Annotated in this window: 11 protein-coding genes and 2 pseudogenes; 8 read left to right on the forward strand and 5 right to left on the reverse strand. The window is 48.0% G+C overall.

Annotated features, from left to right (window positions below; translation table 11 throughout):
* Window positions 1-12 precede the first annotated feature (12 nt).
* From AC1DWB_RS23255 to AC1DWB_RS23275, 5 genes and pseudogenes are all read left to right on the forward strand, one after another.
* Window positions 13-873: a glycoside hydrolase family 43 protein gene (locus tag AC1DWB_RS23255; protein WP_477543480.1), complete on the forward strand. Its 861-nt coding sequence runs from the start codon at window positions 13-15 to the stop codon at window positions 871-873.
* On the forward strand, window positions 870-2,228 hold the full coding sequence (locus AC1DWB_RS23260) for a hypothetical protein (protein WP_477543481.1): 1,359 nt from the start codon (window positions 870-872) through the stop codon (window positions 2,226-2,228). Before AC1DWB_RS23255 ends, AC1DWB_RS23260 begins: the two co-directional genes overlap by 4 nt.
* A gap of 25 nt (window positions 2,229-2,253) precedes the next feature.
* Window positions 2,254-3,333, forward strand: coding sequence for a sialidase family protein (locus AC1DWB_RS23265; protein ID WP_477543482.1), 1,080 nt, complete (start codon window positions 2,254-2,256; stop codon window positions 3,331-3,333).
* A 364-nt stretch (window positions 3,334-3,697) separates the two neighbouring features.
* Window positions 3,698-3,865: pseudogene (locus AC1DWB_RS23270) on the forward strand (SDR family NAD(P)-dependent oxidoreductase); the annotation flags it as partial.
* Between the two features lie 339 nt (window positions 3,866-4,204).
* Window positions 4,205-4,390: a hypothetical protein gene (locus AC1DWB_RS23275; RefSeq protein WP_477543483.1), complete on the forward strand. Its 186-nt coding sequence runs from the start codon at window positions 4,205-4,207 to the stop codon at window positions 4,388-4,390.
* 215 nt (window positions 4,391-4,605) lie between these two features.
* On the opposite strand, the gene AC1DWB_RS23280 is transcribed toward AC1DWB_RS23275, so the two are convergent.
* The 3 genes from AC1DWB_RS23280 to AC1DWB_RS23290 all read right to left on the reverse strand — a co-directional run bounded on the left by AC1DWB_RS23280 (window position 4,606) and on the right by AC1DWB_RS23290 (window position 7,919).
* Window positions 4,606-5,229: a L,D-transpeptidase family protein gene (locus AC1DWB_RS23280; RefSeq protein WP_477543484.1), complete on the reverse strand. Its 624-nt coding sequence runs from the start codon at window positions 5,227-5,229 to the stop codon at window positions 4,606-4,608.
* Between the two features lie 135 nt (window positions 5,230-5,364).
* Window positions 5,365-6,267: an SDR family oxidoreductase gene (locus AC1DWB_RS23285; protein ID WP_477543485.1), complete on the reverse strand. Its 903-nt coding sequence runs from the start codon at window positions 6,265-6,267 to the stop codon at window positions 5,365-5,367.
* 17 nt (window positions 6,268-6,284) lie between these two features.
* Complete coding sequence (locus tag AC1DWB_RS23290; RefSeq protein WP_477543486.1) at window positions 6,285-7,919, reverse strand: thiamine pyrophosphate-binding protein; 1,635 nt, start codon at window positions 7,917-7,919, stop codon at window positions 6,285-6,287.
* A gap of 144 nt (window positions 7,920-8,063) precedes the next feature.
* Here AC1DWB_RS23290 and AC1DWB_RS23295 point away from each other — a divergent pair, with 144 nt between their 5' ends.
* From AC1DWB_RS23295 to AC1DWB_RS23305, 3 genes are read left to right on the forward strand one after another with little or no spacing between them, the layout of a single operon-like run.
* Window positions 8,064-8,462 carry a hypothetical protein gene (locus tag AC1DWB_RS23295; RefSeq protein ID WP_477543487.1) on the forward strand — a complete coding sequence of 133 codons (399 nt, stop codon included), beginning with the start codon at window positions 8,064-8,066 and terminating at the stop codon, window positions 8,460-8,462.
* Window positions 8,463-8,466: 4 nt separating this feature from the next.
* The gene (locus AC1DWB_RS23300; RefSeq protein WP_477543488.1) at window positions 8,467-9,063 is read left to right on the forward strand and encodes a gluconate 2-dehydrogenase subunit 3 family protein; all 597 of its coding nucleotides are present in this window, start codon (window positions 8,467-8,469) and stop codon (window positions 9,061-9,063) included.
* Window positions 9,060-10,646: a GMC family oxidoreductase gene (locus AC1DWB_RS23305; protein WP_477543489.1), complete on the forward strand. Its 1,587-nt coding sequence runs from the start codon at window positions 9,060-9,062 to the stop codon at window positions 10,644-10,646. The genes AC1DWB_RS23300 and AC1DWB_RS23305 overlap by 4 nt, the downstream gene beginning before the upstream one ends.
* On the opposite strand, the gene AC1DWB_RS23310 is transcribed toward AC1DWB_RS23305, so the two are convergent.
* Both AC1DWB_RS23310 and AC1DWB_RS23315 read right to left on the reverse strand, forming a co-directional pair.
* Entirely contained in the window at window positions 10,643-11,128 is a 486-nt protein-coding gene (locus AC1DWB_RS23310) for a hypothetical protein (protein ID WP_477543490.1), read from the reverse strand. The two genes, AC1DWB_RS23305 and AC1DWB_RS23310, sit on opposite strands and share 4 nt — an antisense overlap.
* 125 nt (window positions 11,129-11,253) lie before the next feature.
* Window positions 11,254-12,125 (reverse strand): annotated as a pseudogene (locus tag AC1DWB_RS23315) (PQQ-dependent sugar dehydrogenase); the annotation flags it as partial.

Genomic DNA, 12,125 nt, shown 5'->3' on the forward strand with positions numbered 1-12,125 from the left:
AGGCATCCAGACATGATCCATCGACAAGAGTTGAGAATACGTGACCCGTTCGTATTGCCGGTCTCGGAAGAAGGGCTCTACTATTTGTACGGAACGAACAATTTGAACGGGTTCGATGTGTATACGAGTGCGGACTTAGAGCAATGGGACGGACCATTTCCCGTATTTCGCCCGGATGCGGATTTCTGGGCAGACCGCCATTATTGGGCACCAGAGGTGCATCTGTACCGCAATCGGTACTATATGCTAGCCAGTCTCAAGGCGGAAGGGGTATGCCGGGGGACGCAAATATTCGTCGCCGACTCCCCCCGTGGTCCATTCCGTATATGCAGCAATAGTCCGGTAACCCCGGTGGATTGGGAATGCCTCGACGGAACGTTGTACATCGATGAAGCGAACAAACCATGGATGGTGTTCTGCCACGAGTGGCTGCAAGTGCATGATGGCGAGATGTGTGCGGTTCCGTTGACCGATTCGCTGGATGCGGCGTCAGGCGATCCGGTGCTGTTGTTCCGCGCCTCGGAGGCGCCATGGACGACGCCGCGCAATACGGGCATCGATTACATTACGGATGGACCGCTCCTGTTCCGTTCTGGTGAGAAATTGCTCATGATGTGGTCGAGCTTCGGTCAGGACGGATATGCCATCGGAATTTCCCGCTCGGTCTCAGGGTTGGTAGTTGGTCCATGGACGCATGACGAGCAGATGCTCTATGGGAATAACGGAGGACACGGCATGCGATTCCAGAATTGGCAAGGGGAGTGGATGCTGACCTTCCACACGCCCAATTCGTCGCCACAGGAGAGAGCTGTGTTCGTTCCGATCACCGAGACAGGTGAAATTCAGGTGGCAGTTGAGGGGAGATTCCAATGACAGAAGCAGTTCGTATCGGATCAAGGATCGAGATGTTCACCGACGACCGGCTCATTGCGGACATGGATGGAGTTCGCATGATGATGCACCGGCCGGAGCGCAGAGAAGTGGTGCTGACGTTCCCTGAGGTATGGGAAGGCCCGAATTGCACATATTTTACTGTGATTGAGGATCAAGATAAGATTAGACTCTATTATCGTGGCTACTGCTATTCTTCCGATGATTCGGATGAACAGGTAACGTGCTACGCAGAGAGCACGGACGGCATTCATTTCGTCAAGCCTGAGCTCGGACTGATCGAATTCGCTGGATCGAAGCGGAACAATATCGTGTTGAAAGGTATGTTGGCGCATAACTTTGTACCCTTCTACGACCAGTCCCCTGGAGCCGATACATCTGGACGGTATAAGGCGGTTGCAGGCGTCGGCAACTCGGCCCAGACGATGAGCAACCAGTCGCCCTTGTATGGCTTACGGTCGGACGACGGCATACACTGGTCGCTGCTGCAGGAGGAGCCGATACTGACAGATGGATCGTTCGATTCCCAGAACGTTGCGTTCTGGGACAGACACACCGGACAATATCGTTGCTACAATCGGTACTTCACCTCCGACTATATCCGGAGTGTACAGAGCACAGTGTCCGACGACTTCATTAACTGGGGGCCGCAGCACAAGAATACGTACACGAATGATGCACCCTTGGAACAATTTTATACGAATGCAACTATCCCTTGTCCGCAGGCGGAGCATATGTACCTGTCCTTCCCGATGCGGTTCGTAGAGAAGCGGAAGAAGATAAGCGGGCATTCCCATGCTGGAGTAAGCGATGCTGTGTTGATGACAAGCCGAGACGGTTCGACCTGGGATCRCCCCTTCATGGAAGGCTGGATTCGACCTGGATTGGAAGAGCGCAATTGGACAGACCGCAACACGATGACGGCCTTCGGATGTGTGGAGAGCGATACCGAATTCTCCTTCTACATCACAGAGCATTATCGCTTCGAAAGTGTTCGCTTGCGGAGGGTTGCCGTACGGAAGCACGGCTTCGCCTCCATACATGCTGACTATTCGGGTGGTATGTTCACGACTAGACCTGTTCAGTTCACGGGGGATCGACTCGTGCTCAACTATTCCACATCGGCTGTTGGCTCTATTCAGGTAGAGGTAGTGGATGAGTTCAACCAAGCCATAGAAGGATTAACCTTTGACGATATGGAGCCCTTATATGGTGATGCTATACAAGAAGAAGTTCACTGGAAGTCCGGGTTGGGGCTGCGCGAATGGGAAGGCAAGCCGGTTCGATTCCGATTCAAGATGAAGGACGCTGACCTGTATTCATTCCGAGTTATATAAAACTCGATGGAGAGGAGCAACATGCATGCGCATCAAGCCAGTCGAACATCTCATTGTGTACAAGGATGAGCAATATAATGCGTTCCCGAATGTCGTTCAGAATCAGGAGGGACAGTTCGTGCTCGCTTTCCGCCAGGCGCCAGATCGCAAGATCCCATACGGAATCGAACATGTCGACCCTTCGTCGAAGGCCGTGTTTGTGACGTCCGAAGACGGCATCAGCTGGAGCGAGCGAACTCGTATCTTATATGATGATTACTTCTACGGTGTACAGGATCCTTGTCTGAACGTTCTAAGAGATGGCACTCTGTTCGCAACTGTGTTCATGTGGAAGGTTGCGGAACTGGATGACGTGAAGGGGCAGCCCGATTATTCCCACGTCGTATTCGAGAAATGGGTGGGTAAAGCAGTAGGAGCGTTTACCCTTCGTTCGTCAGACGGCGGGAAGACGTGGGATCAACCGATTCCCGTTAGCATTGAGCATACCTACATACGCGGCAACTGTGTGGAGATGGAGGACGGGACGATACTTGCTCCGTTATACGGGAAGGTTGACGGCTGTTGGCGAGTCGTTGTGGGGAAGACCGAGGATCGAGGTGTTACATGGACGGTCCATGCGGAGATTGCACCTGAAGAGGGTTACGGGTTATTCGAGCCTAACTTGTACCGGACTGCTTCAGGCAAGCTCGTCTTGTTCTCCCGCTGTCACAAATCGAAACCGGAAGCCGGAGAAGGTCATACGGCCTATCCACTCGTCACGGCACAATCGACAGACGGGGGAGTAACGTGGAGTCGGCCTGTTCGGCAGGACTATTACTCGCCTAGTCCGTTTCACGTCCTTCGATTAGAGGGCGGGCAAGTGCTGCTCACATACGGTTACCGGTATAGTCCATTCGGCGTTCGGGCCGTGCTGCTGGATGCGGAGTGCGACAATCTGGAGCAAGCTGAAGAGGTCACGATCCGGGACGACGGATACGGGTCGGACATTGGGTATACAAGTGCTGTTCAACTGAAGGACGGCCGAGTGCTTATCACGTATTATTACTCCATGAAGGACGAACGGTATCGGTATATAGCAGGGACGATTTGTGAATTGGAAGAGTAAAATAATCAACATGTTACGGAACGTCACTCCCTTATTGGGGTTCATTCAGGGCCAGCAAGGACGCAAACTGGGAAATAAGGGAACGACGTTCCATCTTGATGAGTTCGAAATACACACCTACCGAAGCGGGTTCGCTGAATAGTACAAAACAAAGCACAGAATATCCCTTCTGTGTTTTTTTTGTGATTCTAGCGCGAAAGAAAGGGCTAGGGCAGGCCATTAAGCTAAAGGACCCTCTAGGAGTTTACCCACACGCCTTCCCGGTCTGCTCACATACATATAGAGACGCTGTTTCTCAAGCGGTCCTTATATAGGATAGGGGAGAGACTGATTGGAGACTGAAGCGGCAGCCTTTGAAGAATTGTTTAATTATAAAGGATTAGTTCCAAAATTTCATACTGCAAAAGAAATGGCTGGATTTATGTTAGACCTTTATGATGGCGAGAAAGCTGTTGGAATTGTGAATGGAAAAACGTATGACTTCGAATTAAGAGATCCGATTTATCCGTATGTGTCGAGGACAAGAAACTAGTTTTTGAAAATCCGTAAACTAGCTTGTCACCAATGTTGTGATTTCCAGTGGACACGATAGTATATTTTCAGAATTGTTTACTTTTCTATACTATGAATAACTTAGTACTTTTATTGGGAAAATAATGAAGGTGATTATGAATTCATGTAAAGAAAGAGTGATCAATTGAATACGAGTAAACTGTTAATCCCAGCCGAACCAAAGAAAAGGCAACCTTCGAAGTGCCAAGGCTGCATATGGGGAAACTGGGACGGTCTTATGCAATACTGTCCTAAGTTAAAATGTATAAGGGATTGAAGATTGAAGCCACTAACGAATTCAGGTACAAAGGAGTCTAAAATGGAAAAAAACAAACGTGATACGGTTATCCACTCTGAGGATCGAAACGTAATAAATGGTGATGAAGCAGCGACAAGTTCGTTTCTGAACGGACAGAAAGTTACAGAGGATGAAAGTGAGCCAGGTCCAATGGAACGAGCAAAAGAGGTTATGGAGAACATAGGAATCAAGATAAACAGTATTTAAGGCAAAGCCACTGAGTTCCAAAAAGCATGCAATTGGAAACAGTAAACTATTTTCTTCTACCAAAACAAAGCACAGTATGTCCCTTCTGTGCTTTGTTTTGTGATATTGTGCTTTCAAAGAAAAAAGAGTTGCTGGAGAGAAACCTCCGGGTGCCAAGGCGCGCTAGGACAGAAGCCAAGGAGACGTTTAGTGGGGACAAGCCTAATAGTCCACTTTCACTCCAATAATCCTAATTCTTCATATACCTTACTGGAGACGACACCGTTCTGTATCAATTGACGGTCGCGCTGAAATTTTTTTAAGGCTGCGGTTGTAGTCGTACGAAACTTGCCGTCACATATTCCCTCGAAGTATCCGGCACTCTTCAATCGTGACTGGATCAGTTGTACGTCTCCTCCGACATCACCTTCCGCCAAATCCCTCGGGTTATGACTCATATTCCCTAATACATGCCCATAGATCGTAACTTTTGTTCCGAGTGGAATCATCTCGAATAATTCGATGACGTCGCTGTTAAGCATACGAATACAGCCGTGGCTCAGATGCTGGCCGATGGAATGCGGCTTGTTCGTACCGTGAATGCCGTAAGTACCCCAAGGAACATCTAATCCGAGCCATCGTGGACCAAAGGACGCCCCCCAATTTTCTCCTTTGTAAACAACCTTGTATTCCCCAACAGGGGTAGGGGTGGACAGATTACCAACGGCCACGGGATAAGTCTTTATTTTCCGACCTTGCTCCCAAACAACTAGTCGGTGTTGTAGGGGATACACCTCAATGGAATAGTACCCTTGGTCAGTTGCAATTGGCACCGATGGATCGGCATAAGCGGACATCATACCGGTTTTTCCATTCATGATCAAAATCAGTATAACAAATATTACCACTCGATGCGGAAGGGAGTGGGGAAGTATGTTTCGAATCATCATGTATCACCACTTTTTTTTTCTATGTTGCAACCGAAGTCACCTATTCTATCCGTTCATAATCACTCCGCCAGTGACATGAATAAACTGTCCAGATACATATGACGAATCATCTGACGCCAAATAAACGTAAGCGGGGGCGATTTCATAAGGTTGGCCGGCGCGTTTTATCGGGTTCTTTGCCCCCCAATTCGCCACTTGATCTGCCGGGAAAGAAGCCGGAATGAGCGGAGTCCATATCGTTCCGGGTACGACACCGTTAACGCGTATCCCTTGGTCATGCAAGGACTTGGACAAGGAACGCGTGAAAGCTACAATCGCTCCTTTGGTCGCGGAATAATCGATCAATTGTTCGTTTCCTTCGTAAGCCGTTAGCGATGCCGCATTAATAATGGCGCTGCCCGGTTTCATATGTGGCAAAGCAGCTTTGCACAAGTGAAAAATAGAAAAAAAGTTTGTCCGGAACGTCTTTTCTATTTGTTCGGAACTGATGTTCTCCAAACTGTTCTGAACATGTTGTTCCGCGGCGTTATTGACCAAAATATCCAGCTTGCCGAATTGCGCAACCGTTTGTTCCACCACCTGTTGGCAAAACGATTCATTTCCGATATCTCCGGCAATAGATACACACTTACGTCCTTTTTGTTCCACGAATTGCTTTGTTTCTGCCGCGTCGGAATGTTCATTCAAGTAAACAATGATGACATCCGCACCTTCCTTAGCAAAGGCAACGGCAATGGCCCGTCCTTGACCGCTATCGCCGCCTGTTATTATGGCAACCTTATCCTTTAGCTTTCCGCTGCCGATGTAATTTGGATTATCGAATACGGGTCTCGGATTCATAAGCGATTCAATGCCCGGCTGCTGATTTTGGTGCTGAGCAGGATAAGGGGGGGACGGCTGCATTTGAGACTGGGCTTGATTCGGATCTTGTGTTGTCGTTGTTGCCATGGATCGATTCTCCTTTGTTATATTGATTTGAAGTCCGGGTGCGGAATTGGGGCAGTAAGCACATCGAGCAATACCGCCCTTTTGCTCGTTCGTGATTGGATCAATGCTTCTTCTAATTGTTCAGCATTTTCGGTTCGATAAGCATTCCATCCGCAAGCTGCTGCAACTTGAACGAAGTCCGGATTGGTTAGTTTCGTTCCTTCGGGTTTAAGCCCCGTCATGATCATTTTGTCCCGTTCCATTTGTAACGTTCCGTTGTTCAAAACAATAAGGGTGATCTGCAATTCGTATCGCGTGGCGGTTAATAAATCGGCTAAAACCATTGCCAATCCGCCATCGCCCGTAACACAGACGACTTGTTTTTGCGGCGAGCATAACTTGGCCGCCATAGCGGCAGAAAGTCCGAATCCCATGGTACGCCACCGGTCGGAGAGTAAAATGTGTTGCCGTTTTGCCAGAAAATTTCTCATAAACCAGAGTGTACAATCGCCCTCATCCAGGGCGACCACTGCATCTTCGGCTATATATTGTTCCACTATTCTAATGATGCTTGAGGGCGGGAGCGGAGACCCGGATTGACTTCTCTCACTTTCGTTTTGTACCAACCATTCCCGTTTGCAATGCTGAACCTCATTGATCCAAGCCGTGTTGGGTTTGTATGGCCTCAATCCCTCGATCAATTGCAGAACAACACTCGCTGCATCCCCGACGAATCTGATATCCGCCGGAACGGTAATCCCTAGATCCACTTGGTGTCGGGCGATTTGAACAACTCTTGCCGTATCAGGGACAACTCCCTCCGGCCACCAAGACGTTTCAATGGCAAGCACGACGTCCGCCTTCCGGAACAACGCTGATAGATGTGGGTTGCCGCCTTCTCCAAGGCCGTTCAACATCAACGGGTGCTTATCCGGAACAACACCGATCGCTCCGTAGCTCATCGCGATTCCGCATCCCCAAGTATCCGCTAATAGTTGGATAGATTCTCGGGCGGATCGAGCGCCGCTGCCTACTAGCAGGAAAGGGTGCTTGGCGGATTGCATAAGATGCAACGCTTGATGCAAGTCCACCGGACCGGAAACAGGAACGGATAAATGAGGTTGCCCTGACGGCTGCATGGCCGTAGTCATGCCGAATAGATCTGATGGGATGGACAAGTGGGATACGGTTCGGTACAAATTGGATGTATACATCGCTTGTGTGAGGGATTGGACTACTGCATCCGGATGAACGACCAATTGACTATAAGGTGAAACCGCATGTACCAGCTGTTGTTGATTGATGTATTGTTTGTAGAAAGTGCCGATTTTGTTGAGCGGCGCTTGACCGGTAATCGCAAGCACCGGTGCTTTGTCCAAGAACGCATCGCCCAACCCATTGATGAGATTGGCAAGTCCCGGTCCCATCTGCCCCATACAAACGCCAAGTTTACCTGTTAATTTCGCCTCGGCCGAGGCCATCATGGCGGCTACGGATTCGTGTTTGACGGCAATAAATGAAATGGTATTTTGTTTAGCAAGCGCGTCCATAAGTCCGAAGACGGCATCTCCGACGACCCCGTATATTCGCTTTACTCCCCATAACTGAAGTTGTTCCAGAATTACCTGCGCTACAGGCTGCGGAGCACGCTGATGTTGCTGTAAGCTTGGCATGTGACTATGCTCCCTCATTACCTTTTCCGAGTAGTATGTCATACACAATTATCAATTATTACTAAGACATGGATTGGAATAGTTTCACATCGCACAGGAAATAATTTGAATCGACTATACCGTATATGGAAAAGAGGCAATGGTATGAATTGGTCTATGTGGTCCATTGATCGAATACTCATTTTGTTCGTCTGTTTGGCGTTCCTGATAATGGGAATTCAAGTGACGATGTTTCATTACCGGCAAAATTTTAACCATAAATCGATGTGGGTACCCGTCATTTCCGCACCTATATTCTTTATAGTGGGTATCATTTTGACCTGGTATAACGCTCCTTGGTTRCACACGTTGTTTCTGGTACTGATGTGGTTCGGCGTTGTAGCTGGCTTGATTGGGTTTTATTTCCATTTCCGTGGAGTAGGGGTTCGAGTCGGGGGATGGGCATTACGCAACTTTCTCATTGGACCGCCAATCACCCTGCCTTTAATGTTCTCTGCTTTGAGCGTACTTGGTTTGATCGCAATGTACTGGAAGGCGAGGTGATCCTATGCTAAATCAAAGCCACTATCCATCATTCGATGTCATGAACGAGAAGGATGAATGGGATGACCATACCCAAACGATCGTTATTTCCCGATTGAAATCGAACCGAGACTTTCAATTTCTTACACCGACCGAAGCGGAAATGGTTAGACGAATCAGCTCGCTGCTGGTAAACGACGAAACCCCGGAAGTGCTCCATTTCGTAGTCGCACATATCGACCAATCGTTGCATCAATCGCCAGGAGAGAGCCAGAGAAAAGCAGGCGTTCCCGAGGCCTCCGTATTAGTCCGAACGGGACTGGAGGCGATCGAACAAGGGGCTCAATCGCAATATGGATCTTCTTACGTAAATCTGGATATCGCCGAACAAAAACTATATTTACAGCACCTCAGTGAATCCATTGCCGAACCACAGGAAGTATGGACCTCCATTCCGCAAAAGGCGCTGTTTATGAAAATACAGAATTTAACGGTCGAAGCGTACTGCTCGCATCCGAATGTATGGTCCGAAATCGGTTATGCGGGTCCGGCTTATCCGCGAGGTTATGTACGTACACAGTTCGGACAATTGGATCCTTGGGAGGCGCAACCGGAACAATGATAAACCGGAAATATGTGGACGAAGAAGTGGATGTTGTAATCGTTGGAGCAGGGGCTGCGGGAGGTGTGCTCGCCAAAGAATTGAGCGAAGCTGGCATGAGTGTAGTTGTTTTGGACGCAGGGCCGTTTCGCGATGCACAAAAAGATTTTGCAAGTGACGAACTTTCGATGAAAAATTTGGGGTGGCAGGATACCCGGATCGTGGACGGGAGCGACCCGTTAACGATGGGACATAACAACTCCGGCCGGGGCATCGGCGGGGGAACCGTGCATTTTACGGCTGTCTTTTTGCGATTCCACGACGCGGATTTTAAAGCGAAGACGTTCGATGGAGTAGCCGATGATTGGCCGATCGGCTATGCGGATTTGGAACCGTACTACGCCAGAAACGAGAAAGAAATTGCTGTCTCCGGGCCGAAGCATTTTCCTTGGGGCAATTACCAAGGCCCTTATCCTTATCCGGAACGGGAGCCTCTTAGCCCGAATGCCTATATGTTTATGAATGGGTGCGACAAGCTGGGGATCCAATCTTCCGTTGCTCCGCTTGCGATTCTTTCCGCACCGTTCGAAGGCCGTCCGCCTTGCATTAATCGGGGATTTTGCAATCAAGGATGTATGCCCGACGCCAAATTCAGCACCCTCATCGTCCATATTCCCAAAGCGATCAAAGCCGGAGCTGAGGTACTGGCCGATTGCATGGTAACGCAAGTGTTAATGGGCAAAGACGGGAGAGCGAAAGGGGTCGCCTTCGTTCATGATGGAAGAACGTATGAACAGAAGGCGAAAATCGTGATCGTATCCGCCTATGTGGTAGAGACGCCGCGGTTGCTTCTCAACTCTGCAAATGCCCAGTTTCCGGACGGACTCGCGAACAGCAGCGGATTAGTTGGGAAATCGATTATGGTCCACAGCAGCCAAGACGTCTATGCCAAATTCGACGAAGAAATCAGACTCTATAAAGGCACTCCCATGCTGGCGACGACCCAAGATTTTTACCGTACCGATCCCAAAAACGACTTTGTCCGTGGGTATACCCTTCATTCGCATGGAGCGAGGCCAGTCGAATTTGCGAGCGGAATTTCGAAAGCGAAGGGAGGGCCGGTATGGGGCGAGCGATTCAGAGAGACTTTGCTGGAGTACAACTACTATGGAAGAGTCACTTTGGTCGGTGAAGTTTTGCCTAGCACAGCGAACCGGGTAACGCTCACAGATGAAAAAGACGAATACGGATTGCCGCGTGCAAAAGTGACATTCAGCTATGGGAATAACGATAGAAAGCTCATCGATCATGCAGTCGGTAAAATGAGCGCCATACTTGAGGCGGCAGGCGGGAAAGTCGAATACGTCATTCCGGATACTGCTCATATGATGGGGGGCTGCCGGATGGGGAATGATCCCGACACTTCAGTCGTCAATTCATATGGGCAAACCCACGACATCCCCAATTTGTTTATATGCGATGCGAGCATTTTCGTCACTTCGGGCGCAGGCAATCCGACAAATACGGTTATGGCACTTGCGTTAAGAACGGCGGATTATATCAAGGCAAAAGCGAAGAAGCTGGAAATGTCGGGGTCGGTTTAACCGGCCTTTTGGCATAGATCCACATATTGTCGATAGGCAAAATCATCCGCACATTGTTCAATATGAAGCATTCGGTAATTCATTGACACTCCAGCCGCTCTCTTCAGAGCGGCTTGATACGATTTAAGGTCTTTTTCTTCATTGTCTCTTAAATAAGCCAAAGCATCGATAAGATGGTAACATTCATGAAAGAAAATAAAATAGGGAAGTGCCCTTACAGTAATATTAAATTTGGACATCACTTGTCGCTCATCTGACGTAACGTAACGGTCATAAGGAACTTGTATAAGAATCCTAGCTTTTTTGTTTTTTCGGTCCAATATAACCGAGCCGCCATAAAAAGGTCCCCATGAAAGCTGAAGCGAGCATGTTATGGTAGACGCTTGGGGGGAAACGAGTTCCAGTTGATGGAGAAGTCTTTTTTTCCAAACGAGCAGCCTTAATTTTCTCCATTTATAAAGTGATATTATTTTTCTGAACATCGAACCCCTCCCCCTGTCCACCATACAACGGAGGGCGGTTCTTATACAATGTGTAAATGCAGGAATATTCATGTTGAAGGAAATGTAGTTAAAAGCCCAGACCAATCACGTCTTTTAGTTATGAATCATGGAACAATTTCAAAAACAGTACCTTGGTTAGAATCAGCCACTTTCATAGAGCCATAAACCCCTAAATATAGTCTGGTTTGATTCAGATCCGTTCCCAAACTAACATAATAAGCGGATTGAGACCCAAAATTATAATCGGTTTCAATAACACTAAAATCATTTAGTTTACAATCCGTTCTTACCCTGGTATAAGCTAAAACCCCTTTAACCGGATTTTGAGATTCTTCATGCCGGGCAAGATCGGTAAACACAACGCTTCCCGTTAAATCGGGGATTTCATTCCCCATATAGGGCTGGACTCCTGTAAGTGCAGTTGCTCCAAACTTATCGGTTCGGGGATCTTTATGGAAATAACTAGTTAGAGGCTGAAGACGCCGCACTGAAGTTTTTACTGCTTCATCGTAATAAGCAATTGTTTTCTCATCCAAAGCCGGATTTGCAGAGCAGCCTGTTATTATCGAAGTAGGAAGAGCGCCTTCCCACCCTCGCCAGCCAAAGTTAATAAATCCTTCTTGGTCAGGTTCAGTATTCATTAAAAAAGCTTGAATAAGTTGAGTAACCGGTATGGGTTTATAATGAATGAATGAAAAAATCGACTCTACGAGATCCTGTCCGACATTTCCTACGTATTTGATATACTGATTATTAAACCTTTGAAATGAAATACCTGGTATATTGCGAACTCCTTTGGCAATTACCGTGAGCGTTTCCTGAATAGGTACGGGTAGCTCATTAAAACGTGTAACTACGGGCGGATTATCGATAAATGTATTCTTAACGACATCAATTTCAATTATTTTACCTGCGATTTCCATATCATCTTGGCTTAAATTAAATGGATCATAGCCTGATCCGCCATCTCCTGTTG

It is taken from the genome of Paenibacillus sp. P4_E11 (genome assembly GCF_056401635.1).